Below are 19,016 nucleotides of genomic sequence, written 5' to 3' on the forward strand. Positions count from 1 at the left end.
CGGGACAGTGCGCCCCGGCGGCTTTCGCCATCATGACGTCTCATTCTTCCTTTCTGCGCTGGCTGGGCGCTGGGCTGCTGTGTCTTGGCATGCTTGCCGGATGCCAGCCCCGGCACGGCGCCAGCCATGCCACCAGTACTCCAAGCGGCACCGCCGCATCCGCACCGGGCGGCACCTCCGCAGATGCGCGGATGGCGCCCGCCGCTGCCGACCCCGACGCCGCAACGCTGGCGCGTCTGGGCAAGGCGATGTTTTTCGACCCAACGCTGTCGGCCTCGGGTCGCCAATCGTGCGCCAGCTGCCACGATCCCGATCATGGCTACGGCCCGCCAAACCGCCTGGCCGTACAACTGGGCGGCCCCCACCTCGATCGCCAGGGCAAGCGCGCCACCCCGGCGCTGGCCTATACGCTCAATGCCACGCCGATCTGGACTCATACCCAGGCGGCAAGCCTGACCGAGCGCCTGACCGAAACCGATAACCCGCCCAAGGGCGGCTTGATGTGGGATGGCCGCTTCAACAGCCTGCACGACCAGGCCGCCGGGCCACTGCTCGATCCTGACGAGATGGCCAACGAAAGCCGCGCCGCGGTGGTCGAAAAGCTTTCACGCGCCAGCTATGCCGACGCCTTCCGCGCCGCATTCGGCGCCAACGTGTTCGACCAACCGGAGCAGGCATTTGCGCTGGCGATGCGCGCGCTCGAACGCTTCGAACTGGATGACCCCAGCTTTCATCGCTTTGACAGCAAGTTCGACGCCTATCTGGATGGCAAGGCCGCACTGAGCGCCGCCGAAATGCGCGGGCTCAGGCTGTTTGCCGATCCCGAAAAAGGCAACTGCGCGGCCTGCCATTTGATCGACAAGCGCGCGGACGGCTCGCACCCGCTGCTGACCGACTACCAGTTCGCCGCATTGGGCGTGCCACGGAACCCGGAGATTGCGGCCAACGCCGATCCCGCATATTTCGATCTTGGCCTGTGCGGCCCCAAGCGCGCCGACAAGGCCGAGCGCGCCGATTACTGCGGCATGTTCAAGACCCCCTCGTTGCGCAATACCGCAAAGCGCGGCGCGTGGTTCCATAACGGACGCTTTCACCGGCTGGAAGATGTGGTTCGATTCTATGTGGAACGGGATCTCAAGCCGGGCAGATGGTATCCGGCCGCGGGCAGGAGCCCGAGCGAAGTCACGCTCTACGATGACCTGCCCATGGCGCTGCGCGGCAATGTCGACCACGTCGATCCGCCATTCGACCGCAAGCCCGGCGCCAGGCCAGCCCTGAACGATGCCGAGATCCGCGACGTGGTGGCCTTCCTGAAAACGCTCGACGACGGCTACGTCCCCGCCGCGCGCAAGCGCCTTTAAGGCGTCTTGCTGCGAGCGAACCCGGCCGTGAGGCCATTGACGACTCCGATGGCCGGCTCGACGCGGGGAACATCCAACAGCCCGCGCCCTGCCATCCCTCGCTATATATAGTGAGTGCGCTGCGCACCGTGCCCGACGCCGCGTGTGACGCGCGCGGGTCCGTCCGGCGGCAAGCCCGGGGGAAAGCCCGCTGCCTGACGTCGATCTCCCGGCCTGGCTTTGGGCGCCGCGCAATACCCGGGCGAAACCGCGGCATCAGGTCAAGCCGATGCCGCTGTGCCCCCTGCGCAACGTGCAGCGGCGAGGGAATCGGCGTATTCTGGCGAACTTGTCATTCCTGCGTCGTAGGCGTAGTGTTTCGCATCGCCACGCACCCCCGGGTGCCGCAGCCGCCCCACCTGATTGTCGACGGATGAACCAGAACGCCCCCAAATTCCCGGACGAGCCGCCCTTGCCGTCCACCTGGGATGCCCGCATTGCCCGCCATCTGGTGCGGCCCCTGAAAAATACCCGCATCACCCCGAATCACCTGACCACGCTGCGCCTGCTGATCGGCCTGGCCGGCATCGCCTGCATCGCGTGTGGCGGCTATGCCTGGACCAACTGGGGCGCGCTACTGGTGGTGATCTCGAATTTCGTCGATCACACCGACGGCGAACTGGCGCGAATTAGCGGCAAATCGAGCAAGATCGGTCATTTTTACGACCTCGCCAGCGATGCGCTGATTACCGTGCTGCTGTTCGTCAGCTTTGGCATGGCAACCGCCGCGACGGGCGCCGCCGCTGACGCCTTCGGCCCGGTTTGGCGTGGCACCGTGGCTGGCCTGGCCGTGGCGCTGATCTTCTTCCTGCGCATGCGTATAGAATCGCGGGTTGGCAAAAGTGGCACCAAGCAGGCGTCGGCCGGTGGTTTCGAAACCGAAGACGTGTTGTACCTGCTTCCGCTGGTCACGCTGACGGACGGCATCGGACCGTTCCTGGCGGCGGCTTCGATCGGCGCTCCGCTGTTTGCCGTCCTTGTCATCATCGATTACTGGCGAGTCATGCGGCGCCCCCAGCCAGTGGCCACTACCACCGATCATTGAGATAGCCCATGCGTGAGCCAGTTATCAGCGACATCGCGCTCGATCCGCCCGTATCCCCGCAAGCCGCCCGCACTGCCCCTGCCGCCCAGGCCGGCCAAGCCGCGCGCCGTCCCGATGCCGCTGTCGCCAGCGTCGTCGCCCAGCTCGACACCGCGTCGCTGCGCGCCGATTTCGAGCGCCAGGGCGCGTTCCTTTACCTGGACAAATTTCTCGCGCCGGAAGAGACCGCGCAGCTGGTTGCGCTGGCGCGCTCGCTGCAGGCCGATCTGAACCGCAACTACCTGCCCGGCCACAAGCAGGGCGGCAGTGTCAGCCGGCACACGATCGACGAGAAGGCACCGTTCATTGCCGAGCTGTACCGCTCGAAGGCGCTGATCCACTGGCTCGAACAGGTCACGGGCGACAAGCTCCAGCCCTGCCCCGATTCCGACCCGCACACCTACGCGCTCTATTACTACACGCGCCAGGGCGACCATATCGGCTGGCATTACGACACCTCGTATTACGACGGCCGCCGCTATACGCTTTTGATCGGCGTGCTCGACGAATCGTCGTGCCAGCTGGAATACGAACTGCACACCCGCAACCCCGATGTGGCCGACGAGCCCGGCGCGGTGCGCATCCCGCCGGGCGGCATCGTGCTGTTCGATGGCGACAAGCTGCGCCACCGCATCACGCCGGCCGGGCCCAACGAGATCCGCGTGTCGCTGACGTTCGAATACGTGACCGATCCGGGCATGCGCCCGTGGCTGCGTTTCATCTCGAACATGAAGGACGCGGTGGCCTATTTCGGCTTCCGGCAGGTTTTCCGGCGTTTGCTGGGCGGGAAGTCACGGACGTGAGTCGTGCAGCATTCCTTCTGTTGTCGGTAGGCGCGGCGCTGTTCGTCGGCCTGCTGGCGTGGCAGGGCTTTGGCGCGGTTACCAGCACGCTGCTGTCCGCCGGCTGGGGCCTGGCCGTAGTTGCCCTGTTCCACCTGATTCCGCTGGCGCTCGACGCCGGCGCCATTGCCGTCCTGCTCGACCGCAAGACCCGCCACGGGTCGTTCTGCAGCTCGCTGAAGGCGCGCTGGGCCGGCGAGGCGGTCAACAGCCTGCTGCCGGCTGGCCAGATCGGCGGCCCGGTGCTGATGGTGCGCTACCTTGCGCATCGCGGCGCGCGGATGCGCGATGCCGCCGCGGCCATTACCGTCAGCACCACCACGCAGGCGCTCTCGCAGATGCTGTTCGCGCTGCTCGGCATCATGGTGTTCGGCGCCAACGATGATCTGTCCGACTACCGCGCGCCGATCGTCGCTGTCACGGTGGTGCTCGGCGCTTGCGTGCTGGGGTTCTGCGTGCTGCAGCGCCGCGGCATGTTTGGCCGGGTGATGCGCATCGGCCAGAAACTGTTCGGCAAGCGCGCCGGCAATAGCGAAGGCAATGACGAAGGGGCGGCAGCCGACGCGAAGCCGGGCCGCTGGGCCGGGCTGGCGCTGCGCGCCGATGCCGTGGACGGTGCGATTCGGGAACTGTATCGCGATCGAAAAAAGGTCGCGGCCAGTTTTGGCCTTAACCTGCTGGGGTGGATCGTCGGCACGGGCGAGGTCTGGTTGATCCTGTATTTCCTTGGTCATCCCGTGGGCTGGCACGAGGCCCTGCTGCTGGAAAGCGTGGGCCAGGCGATCCGCGGCGCCGCGTTTGCCATCCCCGGTTCGCTCGGCGCGCAGGAAGGCGGCTACCTGCTGCTGGCGCCGCTGGTCGGCCTGCCGCCGGACGCCGCGCTGGCGCTGTCGCTGGCCAAGCGCGTGCGCGAACTGGCGCTGGGCATCCCCGGACTGGTGTATCTGCATTTCAGCGAGCGCAAGTTCCAGCGCCGCCGTGCCGCAACGGCCCTGTCGACCGAACGGGGCTAGCAAAACCGTCTCAATCTGCATGTGAGAACAACATAATGCGAGCAATCATTCTTGCCGCGGGCCTTGGCCTGCGACTTCAGCAACAGCCGGGCAAGCAGTTCCCGAAATGCCTGTTGCGTTTTGACGGAGTCACGCTGCTGGAGCGTCACCTGCGCATGCTCGACGCCGCCGGTGTGACCGAAGTCGTGCTGGCACTCGGCTTCGAGCCGCAGCAGGTGCAGGACGAACTGGCCCGCATGGGCCGCAACCTCGAAATCGTCATCAACCCGCGCTACGACCTCGGCAGCGTGCTGACCGTGCACACCGTGGCGGACGCCATGACGCGCGGCGGCGATGTCCTGCTGATGGACGCCGACGTGCTGTACGACGAACGCATCATGGCCAAGCTGGTGGCCGGCGACACCGTCAACCGCCTGCTGATCGACCGCGATTTCGAAGCCGGCGACGAGCCCGTGAAGCTGTGCCTCAAGGACGGCGTGCCGGTGGAACTGCGCAAGCAGTTGATGGCCGACCTGCAATACGACACCATTGGCGAATCGGTCGGCTTCTTCCGCTTCAAGGAAGACTGCGCGCGCCGCCTGGCCGAAATCGTCAAGGGCTACGTCGACAGCGGCCGCGCCAACATGCCGCACGAAGAAGCGGTGCGCGACCTGCTGCTGGAACGCTCGCACGTGTTCGATACCGCCGATGTCACCGGCGCGCCCTGGATCGAAATCGATTTTCCCGGCGACGTGGCTCGCGCCGCCGAAGAAGTCCTGCCCCAACTTCTGCCCGTAGGAATCGCACAATGAACGCCATCGACCCGAACCTGCTCGCCACCTCGCGCGCCGCCCGGCTGCGCCAGATGCTGCTGTCCAACGACCTCGAATTCATCATGGAGGCCCATAACGGGCTGTCCGCGCGCATCGTGCGCGAGGCCGGCTTCAAGGGCATCTGGGCGTCCGGGCTGGCAATCTCCGCCCAGTTCGGCGTGCGTGACAACAACGAGGCCAGCTGGACCCAGGTTGTGGATAACCTGGAGTTCATGGCCGACGCCAGCGATCTGCCGATCCTGCTCGATGGCGACACCGGCTACGGCAATTTCAACAACGTGCGCCGCCTGGTGCGCAAGCTCGAGCAGCGCGGCATTGCCGGCGTGTGCATCGAAGACAAGATCTTCCCGAAGACCAACAGCTTCATCGGTGGCGAACAGCAGCCGCTGGCCGATATCGACGAATTCTGCGGCAAGATCAAAGCGGGCAAGGATTCCCAGGCCGATGACAATTTCTCGATCGTGGCGCGCGTGGAAGCGCTGATCGCGGGCTGGGGCATGGAAGAAGCGTTGCGCCGCGCCGAAGCGTATCGCCAGGCCGGCGCCGATGCGATCCTGATCCACAGCAAGCTGTCCAAGGCCGACGAGATCGTCACGTTCGCGCGCGAATGGGCCGGCCGCGCACCGCTGGTGATCGTGCCGACCAAGTACTACAGCACGCCGACCGACGTGTTCCGCAAGGCCGGCATCAGCCTGGTGATCTGGGCCAACCACCTGATCCGCGTTGCGGCATCGGGCATGCAGGCCGTGGCCAAGGAAATCCACGACAGCGAAACGCTGATCAACGTGGAAGACCGCATCGCCACCGTCAACGAGATCTTCCGCCTGCAGGATGCCGACGAATACTCGGCCGCCGAGAAAATCTACCTGACCGGCGGGCAGGCGCCGAGCAGCGCCGTGGTGCTGGCCGCGGGCCGTGGCAAGGGCCTCGAGGCGCTGACCGAGGACAAGCCGAAGGTCATGCTGCCGGTGGCCGGCAAGCCGCTGCTGCGCTGGCTGGTCGACGGCTTCAAGAACCAGGGCATCAACGACATCACCGTGGTGGGCGGCTACAAGGCCGAGGCGATCGACGCCGCGGGCATCAATCTGGTGCGCAACGAACGCCATGCCGAAACCGGCGAACTCGCCTCGCTGGCGTGCGCGGCCGACACGCTGCAGACCGACACCGTGATCGCCTACGGCGACCTGCTGTTCCGCAGCTATATCCTGCGCGACCTGCTGGAAACCGACGCGCCGTTCAGCGTGGTGGTCGATTCGTCGGAATCGGCGCCGTCCAACCAGAGCGTGCGTGACTTCGCCTGGTGCTCGGCCGCCGATGACCGCGACCTGTTCGGCCAGAAGATCCTGTTGCGCAAGATTGCCGACGAGGTGCCCGCCGGCGACGCTCCGCATGGCCGCTGGATTGGCCTGCTGAGCGTGCGCGGCGAAGGCCGTGTGCGCCTGCAGAAGCTGCTGGGCGAACTGCGCCAGCGCGCCGATTTCGACAAGCTCGACCTGCCCGACCTGCTCAACGCACTGGTCGCCGCCGGCGAACAGGTCGAGGTCAAGTACGTGCACGGCCACTGGCGCGGTGTGAATGACCTCGAGGATTTCCGTCGCGCCGGCGATTTCGCGCATACGCAAACGCCGTACGCGCTGGGCAACAACGCTGGCGAGGCCGCTCGATGATCGAGGCGGTTCAATTCGTCCAGGCCGCGCGCGAGCGCGGTTTCGAGTGGTATGCCGGCGTGCCCTGCTCGTACCTGACGCCGTTCATCAACTACGTGGTGCAGGACCCGTCGCTGCACTACGTGTCCGCCGCCAACGAGGGCGACGCGGTGGCGTTCATCGCCGGCGTGACGCAAGGTGCGCGCAACGGCGTGCGCGGCATCACGATGATGCAGAACTCGGGGCTCGGCAACGCGGTGAGCCCGCTGACGTCGCTGACCTGGACCTTCCGGCTGCCGCAGTTGCTGATCGTGACGTGGCGCGGCCAGCCCGGCGGCGCGGCGGACGAGCCGCAGCACGCGCTGATGGGTCCGATCACGCCGCAGATGCTCGATACGATGGACATCCCGTGGGAACTGTTCCCGACCGAAGCGGATGACGTCGGCCCGGCGCTGGACCGTGCCGTGGCGCATATGGATGCCACGGGCCGCCCCTACGCGCTGATCATGCAGAAGGGCAGCGTCGCGCCCTACCCGCTGACCTCGCAGACGCCGCCCGAGGTGCGCGCCCGCGCCACGCCGCAACACGCGTTTGCCGGCGCCGCGCAGCTGCCGAGCCGCCAGCAGGCGTTGCAGCGCGTGATCGCCCATACGCCGGTCGATTCCACCGTGGTGCTCGCGTCCACTGGCTTCTGCGGGCGCGAACTCTATGCGCTCGACGACCGGCCTAACCAGCTCTATATGGTGGGCTCGATGGGCTGCCTGACGCCCTTCGCCCTGGGCCTGGCGCTCGCGCGTCCGGACCTGAAGGTCGTGGCTGTCGACGGCGACGGCGCGGCGCTGATGCGCATGGGCGTGTTTGCCACGCTGGGCGCCTACGGTCCGGCCAACCTCACGCATGTGCTGCTCGACAACAACGCGCACGACTCGACCGGCGGCCAGGCCACCGTGTCGCACAACGTGTCGTTTGCGGGCGTGGCGGCGGCGTGCGGCTATGCGTCGGCCATCGAGGGCGACAACCTCGAGATGCTCGACGAGGTGCTGGCGGGCGCGGCCACGGCCGCCTCGGGGCCACGCTTCGTCTGCCTGCGCACGCGCCCGGGATCGCCCGATGGCCTGCCGCGTCCGTCGGTGACGCCGGTGGAAGTCAGCACGCGGCTGGGCCGCCAGATCGGCGCCGATGCGGGCAACACTCGCCCCGCCTGATCACCGCATGCCGCGCCACGCAACCCACGCCACGCCTCACACGAAAAATCGCCAAGGACCACCATGCTGCTGCTGAACCCGGGCCCCGTCACGCTATCGGAGCGCGTGCGCAAGAGTCTGCTGCAAACCGACCTGTGCCATCGCGAAAGCGAATTCTTCGACCTCCAGGACGAAGCGCGCCAGCGCCTGCTGGAAATTTACGCGCTCGACCCCGCCGCGTGGTCGGCCGTGCTGATGACCGGTTCGGGCACGGCCGCGGTGGAAAGCATGATCGCCGGGCTGGTGCCCGCGCAGGGCAAGCTGCTGATCGTACAGAACGGGGTCTATGGCGAACGCATCGCGCAGATCGCGGCGCAATACGGGATCGCGCACACGCTGGTCACGCATGACTGGATGGAAGCGCCCGATCTGGCACGCATCGACGCCGCGCTGGCTGCCGATCGCGCCATCACGCACGTTGCGGTGATCCATCATGAAACCACCACGGGCCGCCTGAACGATCTGCCGGCCATCGACAAACTGTGCCAGGCGCGCGGCGTGCGGCTGCTGGTCGATGCGGTGAGCAGCTTCGGTGCCGAGGCGATCGACTTCGGCGGCAATATCGACGCCGTGGCGGCCACGGCCAACAAGTGCCTGCATGGCGTGCCTGGCGCGGCGTTCGTGATTGCGCGCCGCGATGCACTGGCCGGCGCGGCAAGCCGCACCTATTACCTCGACATCGCGCGCCACGCCAAACTGCAGGACCAGCGCAACACGCCGTTCACGCCGTCGGTTCATGCGTATTACGCGCTGGTCGAAGCGCTGCGCGAACATCGCGACGAAGGCGGCTGGCAGGCGCGCCACCAGCGCTATGCCGCATTGGCCGAAGAAGTGCGCAGCGGCCTCGCGGCACTGGGCGTCGAGGCGCTGTGGCCCGCCACGCAGTCGTCGGTGGTGCTGCGAGCCTACCGGCTGCCGGCAGGCGTCACTTACGAACAGCTGCACGATGGGCTCAAGGCGCGCGGCTTCGTCATCTATGCCGGACAGGGTGGCCTGTCGTCGCAACTGTTCCGCATCTCGACCATGGGCGCGTTGCACGCATCGGACATGCATCGCCTGATCGCGGGCTTCCGCGAAATCCTGCACCGGTAAAAGCGCGCCGCGTCGGCCGCCTTTTTTGTTTCACGATGACTCCAGCCCGACATTTCGCTGGACTGCGCTGTAGCTCGATACAGCAGGTTTATCAATAACTTACGCGCGTCCATCATATGCCGGTGCTTTCCGAAACCTGACCCGGTTTCCCCTCGCGCCGCTCCTATCTGGCTCCTGGAATCGGGTCGTTCCAAGGAGTCATCATGGCAAAGATCAAGCTCACCAAGACCGCCGTAGAGACGGCGCAACCCCAGGCCACGGCCATCGAACTGCGGGATACCGTGGTGCCCGGCTTCCTCTGCAAGATCACCCCGGCGGGCCGTCGGGTGTTCATGCTTCAGTACCGCACGAACGCCGGGGAACGCCGCAAGCCCGCCTTGGGGTTGTTCGGGGAACTGACGGTTGAACAGGCCCGCGTCATGGCGCAGGACTGGCTGGCCGAGGTTCGCCGGGGCGGCGACCCCGGCGGCGCCAAGGCCGAGGCGCGCAAAGCGCCCACGATGGCCGAGTTGTGCACGAAGTTCATGGAGGACTACTCCAAGAAGCGCAACAAGCCCAGCACGCAGGAAGGCTATCAGGGCGTCATCGACCGCTGCATCATCCCGCTGCTGGGCCGCAAGAAGGTGCAGGACGTGAAACGGCCCGATATTGCGGGCCTGATGGAGAAGCTGGCCTACAAGCCGACCGAGGCGAACAAGGCTTTCGGCGTGCTGCGCAAGATGTTCAACCTGGCCGAAGTGTGGGGCTTCCGCCCGGACGGCACGAATCCGTGCCGCCATGTTCCGATGTACCCGCCTGGCAAGGAAACCCGGCTCATCGTGGACGATGAACTGGTGCGCGTCTTCCGCCAGTTGGAGAAGCTGGAAGCGGAGGAACTGGAGAACTACGTCATCCCACTGGCGATACGCCTCCAATTCGAGTTCGCTGCGCGTCGCTCCGAAATCTGCCCACTCGAATGGACTTGGCTGGACTTCGAGAACCGCCGCGTGGTCTGGCCCGACAGCAAGACCGGCGGCATGTCCAAGCCCATGAGCGCGGAAGCCTATCGGCTGCTTTCGACGGCGCCGCGCCGTGAAGGTTGCCCCTACGTCCTGCCGTCGCCCAACGACCCGGACAAGCACCTGACCTTCGGCGAGCACTATGGCGGCTGGTGCCGGGTGCTCAAGGCCGCTGGCGTGCCGCACGTTGGCACGCACGGCATCCGCCACCGCTCGGCGACGGACATTGCCAATTCTGGTGTCCCGATCAAGGTCGGTATGGAGCTGACCCAGCACAAGACCGTCGCGCAGTTCATGCACTACGTCCACACCGAGGACAAGCCGGTGCGCGATGCGGCCGAGCTGGTGGCCAGCCGGCGCCAGGCCATCACGGGGGCGCGGCAGAGTCAGCCACAGGAGGCAACGGCATGAGCAGCAAGCAATCGTCCGCAGTGGCGGCCAAGGCTGCCGCCTTGCCTGCCGGCTACGCCGGCATCCACGGCGGCATCGTGGAACTGCTCGACGCTGCACGCCGCGCCACGGCGCGCAGCGTCAACGCGCTGATGACCGCCAGCTATTGGGAAATCGGCCGCCGCATCGTGGAGGCCGAGCAGCAGGGCAAACGCCGCGCGGGGTACGGCGAGCAGTTGATCGAGCGGCTGTCGGCAGACCTGACCACGCAGTTCGGGCGCGGGTTCAGCCGCCCGAACTTGCAGCAGATGCGGTCATTCTTCCTGACTTGGCCAATTCGCCAGACAGTGTCTAGCGAATCTTCCCTAGCGCTGTCGCAGGGGCGCCCTGGGCGGCTGGACGAACTGGCTCAGGTCTTCCCCTTGCCGTGGTCGGCCTATGTGCGGCTGCTGATGGTCAAGGACGACCATGCGCGCCAGTTCTACGAAGCCGAAGCCCTGCGCGGCGGCTGGAGCGTGCGCCAGCTTGACCGGCAGATCGGCAGCCAGTTCTACGAGCGCACGGCGCTGTCGAAGAACAAGGCGGCGATGCTGGTCAAGGGCGCCGTGCCGAAGCCGGCCGATGCCGTGACGGTCGATGATGCGATCAAAGACCCGCTCGTGCTGGAGTTCCTTGACCTCAAGGACGAGTATTCCGAATCCGACCTCGAACAAGCCTTGATTCGGCGGCTGGAGGATTTCCTGCTGGAGCTGGGCGATGGCTTCACCTTCGTCGGGCGGCAGCGTCGCTTGCGCATCGACCAGACGTGGTATCGCGTCGATCTGCTGTTTTTCCATCGGCGCTTGCGTTGCCTGGTCATCATCGACTTGAAGCTCGGCGCGTTGACGCATGCCGACGTGGGCCAGATGCACTTGTATTGCAACTATGCGAAGGAACACTGGACGTTCCCCGAGGAAAACCCGCCCGTGGGCTTGATTCTCTGCGCCGACAAGGGGTACGCCTTGGCGCGGTACGCGCTGGAAGGCTTGCCCAACAAGGTGATGGCGGCGAATTACAAGATGGTGCTGCCGGATGCCGAAGTGCTGCAACAGGAACTGGAGAACACGCGTCGGCTGATCGAATCTCGCGTGACCGCGCTTCCCAGGAAGCGCAAGCGATAACCGGGCGTCCCGGCGTGCCGCCGTCGGGCTCGCGGGCTGCGCCCCGCGCTTCGTGCCGAATCGCGGCCATCCGGCTTTGATCCCTGACGCCTCCGGCCCTCTCGGGCCTGCGCGCTGCGCTTGCCCAAAGGCGGGTGTGTGCAGTGGGCGGGGTGTGGGCGGTCTTGCTGTTCCCTTCACCGTATCACGGCGTTCTCGCCGTCAAGGGCGGCGCGCGCGAATGCGCGCTTGCGTCCTGGCGGCCGTCTGCGACCCCTGACTGCTTGCGCTGCGCCGTGCTCCCGACGGTTCCGGGCAATTCCGCCCGAGCAACCGGAGCACGATCATGTCGCAACTGTCCTTTTCCTCGTTCGATGTCTCGCTGATGGTGCGTGATGCGCAGGGCCGCTACCTGCTGGCGACGACTGACCAGATTCTGGAGGCCGCGCGCCAGGCCATCGAGCACAAGATGCAGCGCGGTGAAGCGTTCAGTTCGCCGGCGGCGGTCAAGGAGTATCTGTGCGCCAAGCTGGCCGGCTACGAGCACGAAGTCTTTGCAGTGCTGTTCCTCGACACGCAGCATCGCTTGATCGAATACGTCGAGATGTTCCGCGGCACGATCGACAGTGCATCGGTGCATCCGCGCGAGGTGGTCAAGGAGGCACTGCGGCTCAATGCGGCGGCGGTCATCGTTTCGCACAACCACCCGAGCGGCAACCCCAAGCCGAGCGCGGCCGACAAGGCGCTGACCTCACAGCTTCAGCAAGCGCTGACGCTGGTAGACGTTCGCACGCTGGATCACATCATCGTGGCTGGCTGCGCCACCACGTCTTTCGCTGAATGTGGCCTGCTCTGACCGAGGGGGCTTCGGCCCCCTTTTTGCTGCGTCCGGCAGCGCAGCTACGGCCCATGCGGGCCTGCGCGTGCTTCGCACTTGCCGGAAGCCGGGGTGCGTGGAAGTGCGAGGGTGGCGGTCTTGCTGTTCCCCCCCATCGTGCCACGGCGTGCTCGCCGTCAATGACTGCGCGTGCGGGCACGCTTGCGGCCTGGCGGCCGTCTTCGATCTTTGACTGCTTGCGCTGCGCCGTGCCCCGGAAGGGTCGGGCAATTCCGCCCGGCAACCTTTCAGGAGTTCACCATGAACCACGCATTCATCACCGACGAGCAGCGCATCGTGCTGCTGGCCAACGGCCGCGAATCCTTGGAGAACCCGGACTTCGATCCGGCGCCCGTGGTCAAGCTGTTCACGCCGGATGCCGGCGCGACTTGGCTGTTGACCGAGATTGATCCCGATGACCACGACCACGCTTTCGGTCTTTGCGACCTGGGGTTGGGTGAGCCGGAAATCGGCTGGGTCAGCCTGGGCGAGTTGGCGACGGTGCGCGGTGGGCTGGGCCTGCCGATCGAACGCGACCTGTCGTTCCGCGCCGAGAAGCGGCTGAGTGCCTATGCGCGTGATGCGCGGCTGGCCGGGCGTGTCGTTGTCTGACGTGGCCTGTGGAGCGTCGCAAGGCGCTCCTTGCGTTTTTTCAACCACCGAAGGAAATCCATGCCATGAGCAGCCATCACGACTACATCATCGAAATCACGGCGCAGCACGATGCGCTCAAACCGTTCGCGCCGGAGAACGGCCAGCCCTTGCGCTTCAAGGTCGGCGACGCGGTGATCTACACCAAAGAGTACGGCGCACAGTTCCGGTGTCGCGTCACCGGGCTCTATCAGCCCACCGGGCTTTCGGGTCTGTACGCGCGCGGTGCGCGCTATCTGCTGGACTCGTCGGCACCGTGGATGCCGGTGTCGGAATCCAGTCTGCGCCTTGACGACTCGGCGTGATGCCTTCGCGCCCCTGCGGGGCGCTACGCGCTTCGCTTGCCTCCAGGGGAAAGCCCTGCGGGCTATCCCCGCCGCGCAGGCTTGGCGCCCCTGAACACCGCCGACCCGGCTGCGCCGGATCGGCCAGACCACATTCGCAGCAGATCCACGATGCCTTGCGTGTGCAAGTTCTGATCTTGCTGTTTCTTTGGCATTGAAGGCTGGGCGTCCCCGGCCTCCTGGGAGATGGCCGGTCGCGCTGTCGTGCTGCGCATCGAACCCCCTGCGGGGTTTCGCCCCTGTCGGGCTTCCATCGTTCCCTCGCTCCGCTCGGCTGACGCCTCCGGCCCGGCTTCCAGCTTCGGGCCTGCGCGCTTCGCTTGCCGTGCGGTCGGCGTGTTGAGGGGCCGTTGCCTTGTCCAGCCGTCTCCCCTGACTTCATCACCTTGTCCGCGACTGTAGCCCGCGCCCGTGCGCCGTCAAGGCGCGCAGGGCCGTGTCCTCGCTGCGCTGCGGGCCGCACCAACCCTGCGCTTGTTTCCTTGACGGCACCCGTTCGCGCGCTCCTGACCGTCGCGGGCGATGAACTCAGGAAAGACGGTGGCAACAGGGCCAACCGGGTTCCTCGTGCCGACCGCACCGAACAGCCGAAAGGCTGGGCTCCGAATCTAGGAATCCGGTGTGCGGTGTGAACAGCAAACCTCTTTTTGTCAGGAGAAAGACCATGCAACTCGCATCCCGTTTCGCTTCCCGTTCCCCTTCGCTGCGCAGCGATTACCCGCTGTCCGATGACCAGATTCGCAGCGTGGCCCCGTCCATCTTCGCGGACGCCCCGCACGAGAGCCGTTCCGAACGGTACAGCTACATCCCGACCGCTGCCGTCCTGACCGAGCTTCGCAAAGAAGGCTTCCAGCCCTTCATGGTGACGCAGACCCGCGTGCGCGATGAAGGCAAGCGCGAGCACACGAAACACATGCTGCGCCTGCGCCACGCCAGCCAGATCAACGGCGCGGAGGCTAACGAAATCGTGCTGCTGAACTCGCACGACGGCACGAGCAGCTATCAGATGCTGGCCGGAATGTTCCGCTTCGTGTGCAGCAATGGCCTTGTGTGTGGTGACACCGTGGCCGATGTGCGCGTGCCCCACAAGGGCGACGTGGCCGGTTCCGTCATCGAAGGCGCTTTCGAGGTGTTGAGCGGCTTCGAGCGCGTGAAGGAATCGCGCGACCTGATGCGCAGCATCACTTTGGACGATGGCGAATCCGAAGTGTTCGCCCGGGCTGCGCTGGCGTTGAAGTACGACGACCCGGACAAGCCCGCGCCCATCACCGAATCGCAAATCCTGATGCCGCGCCGGTTCGACGACCGCCGCCCCGACCTGTGGAGCGTGTTTAACCGCACGCAGGAGAACTTGACCAAGGGCGGACTGCATGGCCGCAGCAGCAATGGACGCCGCCAGAGCACCCGGCCCGTGCAGGGCATTGATTCCGACATTCGCCTGAACCGCGCCCTGTGGCTGCTGGCCGATGGCATGCGCTCCCTCAAGGCTTGACCGCTCCCCCGCCGGAGGGGCGGTTTCCCCTCCATTCCCTTGTTTCACTCGATTGGAGATACACCATGAACGCCATCACCCAAACCGAAGCCCGCGCCGTCAATACCGCCGCAGTTATCCCGCTGGAAGCTGCCGACCCGACCAAGAACCTGATTTTGGTTCCACTGTCGCGGCTGGTGCTGCGCCCCACGGGCCGCAACGTGCGCAAGACCGTTCCGCGCATGTCTGTACCGGAGCTGGCAGCATCTATCCAGCGCGTGGGCCTGTTGCAAAACCTGATCGTGATTCCCGCCGCCGATGGCGAGCATTACGAAGTGGTGGCCGGTGGCCGTCGCCTTGCCGCGTTGAAGCTGTTGGCGAAGAAACACCGCATCGCCAAGGATTGGGACGTGCCTTGCTTGCAAGTGGCCGATGGCACCGCACGCACAGCCAGTCTCACCGAGAACGTGCAGCGCGAAGCCATGCATCCCGCAGACCAGTTTGAAGCCTTTGCGGCGCTGGTGGCCGAAGGTCGCCCCATCGAAGACATTGCGGCGGATTTCTCCGTCACGCCGCTGGTGGTGCAGCGCCGTTTGAAGTTGGCGAACGTCTCCCCGCGCCTGATGGCGGACTATCGCGCCGATGCTGTGAGCCTTGACCAGTTGATGGCCCTTGCCATCACCGACGACCACGCCGCGCAGGAAGCCGCGTTCTACGATGCGCCGCAGTGGCAGCGCCATCCCTCGCACTTGCGCGAGCGCCTGACCGAGCGGGAAATCGACGCCTACCGGCATCCGCTGGTGCGCTTCGTCGGACTGGACAGCTACGAAGCCGAAGGCGGCGGCATCCGCCGCGACCTGTTCGCGGAGGGCGATGCGGGCGTGTACCTCAACGACGCCGCGCTGCTGGAACGGCTGGCGCAAGACAAGCTGGCAGGCATTGCCGCCACTGTCCGCGCCGAGGGTTGGGCGTGGGTGGATGCCACGCCGGGCGTGACCCATGCCGACCTGCACGTCTTCCAGCGTGCGCCGAGGGAACGGCGCGAGCCAAACAAGCGCGAAGCGCAGCGCATCGAAAAGCTCCAAGAGAAAATGCGGGCCATCGGTGAAGCCGTGGACGCCGCGATGGACGCCGACGACGAGGAAAAGGCCGATGCCTTGCAGGAGGAAGGCGAAACCCTGGGCGAGCAGTTGCAGGCGCTGGAAGATGGCTTGCAGGACTATGGCGCGAACGTGAAGGCCGCAGCCGGTGCCATCGTCAGCATCGACCGCAACGGCGAGGCGGTCATTCATCGCGGTCTGATGCGCGAGGCCGAGGCCAAGGCGCTGCGCACACTGGAACGGCTGCGCCAAGGGTTCACCGGCGAGGATGCCGAGAACGACGACGAAGGCGAGGACGACGAGCAACCCAAGAGCGCCGCCATGTCCGACCGGCTGGCGCAGCGGTTGAGCGCCCACCGCACCGCCGCGCTGCAAATCGAAGTCGCACGGCATCCGCAAGCCGCGCTGGCCGCCGTGGTGCATGGCATGGTGCAGACCGTCTTGCAGGAAAGCCGCTACAGCCTCAACCGTGATTCCTTACTGCTGGGCGTGAGCCTGAAAGTGCAAGATCGGCTGGAAGGCATGGCCCCGGACTGGCCGGAGTCGTCCGCCGCCGTGGCGCTGCGCGAACTGCAACAGGTGGCGGGCGAAGCCTTGCCGGAGGACAGCGCCGAACTGTTCGCCGCGCTGCTGGCGAAGCCGCAAGACGAACTGGTGTGGCTGCTGGCCGTGTGCGTGGCATCCACGGTGGACGTGGTGACACCCCGCGCTACGCCGCACCAGCCCGGCGCGGAACTGGCGCGGGCCGTAGGCCTCGACATGGCCGCATGGTGGAAACCGACCGCAGAAGGCTATTTCAAGCACGTTTCCAAGGCTGTGATTCTGGATGCCGTGGGCGCGTTTGCACCGGAATCCGTCACCCGGCTGGCGAAGCTCAAGAAGGCCGACATTGCCGGCGAGGCCGAGCGGTTGGCCGATGGCACGGGCTGGATGCCCGCCATCTTCAAGGCCGCAGGCCCGCAGGATGCCGCGCAGAAGGAAAGCCCGGAGCAGGACGCCCCGGACGATGCAGAAGAAATGGCGGATGAACCCGCCGAGGCGCTGGCTGCTTGACCCGCGCCGAAGGCAAGCGCTCCGGCCTCGACCGGGGCGCTTCGCCGCAAGGAGAAGCCCCCATGACCCGCACCATCACCAGCCGCCCGCGCATGGCGGCGATCGACGCCCCCGGCACGGTGCGCGCCCGCCGCTGGCACGGCGATGGCGACGTGCGCGGCTACCGTCCGCCCTCGGGCTGGACGGCCCGCGCAGACCTCACCGACATTCATCCCATCACGGGCCGCGCCTTGGCGCGCGCCGTGTGGTGGATCATCGAGACGAAGGAATAACCGTCGTCAACACCGCGCCCAGGCCGTTCCGCCCTGGGCGCGGTGAACTTCAAAAATCCGGGCGCGGCAGTGGCCGCGCCCGGTGTTCAAGGCCAACAGCCGAATCAGAACGCCGCTGCCTTCGCTCTCGCTAAGGCGGCGTCGTAGGCATCGCGCAGCCGCGATGCCTTTGGTTTGGTAAACAAACGATCTGCGCTCGGCCTAGGTCGCGCCTGGCGTCAGTGCCTTCCAGGCCGCATGGGAGTCCATGTAGTCCCTCCAGTGCGCGATCTTCCGGTTCTCGATCTTGATGATCGAGCAGAACCTGTTGTTGTATTTCGTGCCCGTTGCGAGGATGGTTCCATGCACCTCGTATTCGATGACGCAGCCGTCGCCGGTCTTGTGGGCGATCAAGTTGTCGGCCGATTGCAGCGCGATGTTTTCCACGTAGCCCCGGAATGCTGCCATCAGGTCAGTCCGCCCTTGGATGATGCGCGGCCAGCCGAGGTCGTAGAGCACTTCGTAGATGGTGTCATCGGTGACGATGTCGAAGAAGTGCTCACCATCGACAAGGTCGCCCAAGGCGCTCCGCACCAGATCGAAGTAAGGCTTGGCGGGTTGGAAGACTGAATATTTCTGATTTGGCATTTCTGTGCTCCCTAGCTCAATTCGTGGGGCAGGCTTCATTGGCGCCATGCGACGGCAGTCGCTGCGGCGAAGTCCGTAAAGTGGGTGGGTGCCTTGCCAGTGGCGGCCAGCACATCGTTATTCGGCCGGGAGCCTCGGCCGCTGGCGATCGTCTCGGTCAGGATGCGAAGCACCTCGCCATATTCGGCAGGCACGCCGGCCTGGATCATTGCGTTGACCCAGGCGCTGCGATCCACGTCCCGGTACGCAATCTTGCGGCCGGTGACGTTCGAGATATGCGCTGCGGCTTCCTCGAAAGTCAGCGCCTCGGGGCCGGTGGGTGCATAAGCGCGGCCAGCGTGCCGTGCGGGGTCGCTCAGCGTTGCTGCCGCGACGGATGCGATGTCCTCTGCACTGACAAAGGCTTCGGCCCCCGTGCCGCAGGGCACCACGATTTCATCGTTCACGGGTTTGACGAAGGTTTCGCTGAAGTTCTGCATGAACCAGGCGGGACGCACGATGGAATGGGACAGCGAGGCACGCGAAGCCAGATCCAGCTCCACAGCGCGCAGCGCGACTTCGGCAGGCGCGTGCTCCATGCCGTAGGCGCTGAGATAGGTGACATGGCCCACACCAGCGCGCTCCGCCTCGTCGAGAAATCGGGCCACGATGTCGGCGAAGTCCACGCGCATCACGGGCGACACGAGATAGATGCCCGAGACCTTGTTCAGAGCACCGGCGAAGGTTGATGGGTCGCTCCAGTCGAATCGGACGTCCGCGCCGCTACGCGCTGCGGTGCGGACGGGAATGCCCTGGGCGCTGAGCTTCTGGGCGACGCGGGAGCCGGTCTTGCCGGTGGCGCCGAGCACCAGGGTGAGGTGGTCGCTAAGGTTATTCATGTCGGGGTTTCCGGTAGGTGGGTCGATGAAGTGAATTTAGGCGCATCGAATGAGAGCATCAATAATCTATGCACTCAATAATT

General features: G+C 65.9%; 18 protein-coding genes. 16 read left to right on the forward strand and 2 right to left on the reverse strand.

What is annotated here, in order from left to right; translation table 11 throughout:
- Nucleotides 1–32 precede the first annotated feature (32 nt).
- From AC1RKI_RS15120 to AC1RKI_RS15195, 16 genes are all read left to right on the forward strand, one after another.
- The gene (locus tag AC1RKI_RS15120; protein WP_492796410.1) at nucleotides 33–1,361 is read left to right on the forward strand and encodes a cytochrome-c peroxidase; all 1,329 of its coding nucleotides are present in this window, start codon (nucleotides 33–35) and stop codon (nucleotides 1,359–1,361) included.
- A 412-nt stretch (nucleotides 1,362–1,773) separates the two neighbouring features.
- Complete coding sequence (locus AC1RKI_RS15125) at nucleotides 1,774–2,445, forward strand: CDP-alcohol phosphatidyltransferase family protein (RefSeq protein WP_492796408.1); 672 nt, start codon at nucleotides 1,774–1,776, stop codon at nucleotides 2,443–2,445.
- Between the two features lie 8 nt (nucleotides 2,446–2,453).
- The gene (locus AC1RKI_RS15130) at nucleotides 2,454–3,287 is read left to right on the forward strand and encodes a HalD/BesD family halogenase (RefSeq protein WP_492796406.1); all 834 of its coding nucleotides are present in this window, start codon (nucleotides 2,454–2,456) and stop codon (nucleotides 3,285–3,287) included.
- A complete protein-coding gene (locus tag AC1RKI_RS15135) occupies nucleotides 3,284–4,339 on the forward strand; it encodes a lysylphosphatidylglycerol synthase domain-containing protein (protein WP_061955020.1) in 1,056 nt (351 codons plus the stop codon). Before AC1RKI_RS15130 ends, AC1RKI_RS15135 begins: the two co-directional genes overlap by 4 nt.
- 35 nt (nucleotides 4,340–4,374) lie before the next feature.
- Nucleotides 4,375–5,130 (forward strand): phosphocholine cytidylyltransferase family protein, encoded by a 756-nt coding sequence (locus AC1RKI_RS15140; protein ID WP_150979059.1) that lies wholly within the window; start codon nucleotides 4,375–4,377, stop codon nucleotides 5,128–5,130.
- On the forward strand, nucleotides 5,127–6,818 hold the full coding sequence (gene aepX, locus AC1RKI_RS15145) for a phosphoenolpyruvate mutase (RefSeq protein ID WP_061955016.1): 1,692 nt from the start codon (nucleotides 5,127–5,129) through the stop codon (nucleotides 6,816–6,818). The genes AC1RKI_RS15140 and aepX overlap by 4 nt, the downstream gene beginning before the upstream one ends.
- Entirely contained in the window at nucleotides 6,815–8,002 is a 1,188-nt protein-coding gene (gene aepY / locus AC1RKI_RS15150; protein WP_244787390.1) for a phosphonopyruvate decarboxylase, read from the forward strand. Before aepX ends, aepY begins: the two co-directional genes overlap by 4 nt.
- Nucleotides 8,003–8,065: 63 nt before the next feature.
- A complete protein-coding gene (locus AC1RKI_RS15155) occupies nucleotides 8,066–9,133 on the forward strand; it encodes a 2-aminoethylphosphonate aminotransferase (RefSeq protein WP_061955012.1) in 1,068 nt (355 codons plus the stop codon).
- A gap of 203 nt (nucleotides 9,134–9,336) precedes the next feature.
- A complete protein-coding gene (locus AC1RKI_RS15160) occupies nucleotides 9,337–10,542 on the forward strand; it encodes a tyrosine-type recombinase/integrase (protein ID WP_104656818.1) in 1,206 nt (401 codons plus the stop codon).
- Nucleotides 10,539–11,681, forward strand: coding sequence for a PDDEXK nuclease domain-containing protein (locus AC1RKI_RS15165; protein ID WP_104656817.1), 1,143 nt, complete (start codon nucleotides 10,539–10,541; stop codon nucleotides 11,679–11,681). The genes AC1RKI_RS15160 and AC1RKI_RS15165 overlap by 4 nt, the downstream gene beginning before the upstream one ends.
- Before the next feature lie 325 nt (nucleotides 11,682–12,006).
- Nucleotides 12,007–12,516 (forward strand): RadC family protein, encoded by a 510-nt coding sequence (gene radC / locus AC1RKI_RS15170; protein ID WP_104656816.1) that lies wholly within the window; start codon nucleotides 12,007–12,009, stop codon nucleotides 12,514–12,516.
- A gap of 282 nt (nucleotides 12,517–12,798) precedes the next feature.
- Nucleotides 12,799–13,149 carry a DUF2958 domain-containing protein gene (locus AC1RKI_RS15175; protein WP_104656815.1) on the forward strand — a complete coding sequence of 117 codons (351 nt, stop codon included), beginning with the start codon at nucleotides 12,799–12,801 and terminating at the stop codon, nucleotides 13,147–13,149.
- 65 nt (nucleotides 13,150–13,214) lie between these two features.
- Nucleotides 13,215–13,493, forward strand: a complete 279-nt coding sequence (locus tag AC1RKI_RS15180) for a hypothetical protein (protein WP_104656814.1) — start codon at nucleotides 13,215–13,217, stop codon at nucleotides 13,491–13,493.
- A 703-nt stretch (nucleotides 13,494–14,196) separates the two neighbouring features.
- Nucleotides 14,197–15,024, forward strand: a complete 828-nt coding sequence (locus tag AC1RKI_RS15185) for a DUF932 domain-containing protein (protein ID WP_104656812.1) — start codon at nucleotides 14,197–14,199, stop codon at nucleotides 15,022–15,024.
- Between the two features lie 65 nt (nucleotides 15,025–15,089).
- Nucleotides 15,090–17,156, forward strand: coding sequence for a ParB/RepB/Spo0J family partition protein (locus tag AC1RKI_RS15190; protein ID WP_104656811.1), 2,067 nt, complete (start codon nucleotides 15,090–15,092; stop codon nucleotides 17,154–17,156).
- Nucleotides 17,157–17,218: 62 nt separating this feature from the next.
- Nucleotides 17,219–17,428 carry a hypothetical protein gene (locus AC1RKI_RS15195; protein WP_104656810.1) on the forward strand — a complete coding sequence of 70 codons (210 nt, stop codon included), beginning with the start codon at nucleotides 17,219–17,221 and terminating at the stop codon, nucleotides 17,426–17,428.
- Nucleotides 17,429–17,629: 201 nt separating this feature from the next.
- Here AC1RKI_RS15195 and AC1RKI_RS15200 read toward each other — a convergent pair whose 3' ends face one another.
- Together AC1RKI_RS15200 and AC1RKI_RS15205 are read right to left on the reverse strand one after the other, a co-directional pair.
- Nucleotides 17,630–18,055 (reverse strand): nuclear transport factor 2 family protein, encoded by a 426-nt coding sequence (locus AC1RKI_RS15200; RefSeq protein ID WP_104656809.1) that lies wholly within the window; start codon nucleotides 18,053–18,055, stop codon nucleotides 17,630–17,632.
- 35 nt (nucleotides 18,056–18,090) lie between these two features.
- Nucleotides 18,091–18,933 (reverse strand): NmrA family NAD(P)-binding protein, encoded by an 843-nt coding sequence (locus AC1RKI_RS15205; protein WP_104656808.1) that lies wholly within the window; start codon nucleotides 18,931–18,933, stop codon nucleotides 18,091–18,093.
- Nucleotides 18,934–19,016 lie beyond the last annotated feature (83 nt).

The organism is Cupriavidus sp. GW822-FHT06G04 (assembly GCF_058799075.1).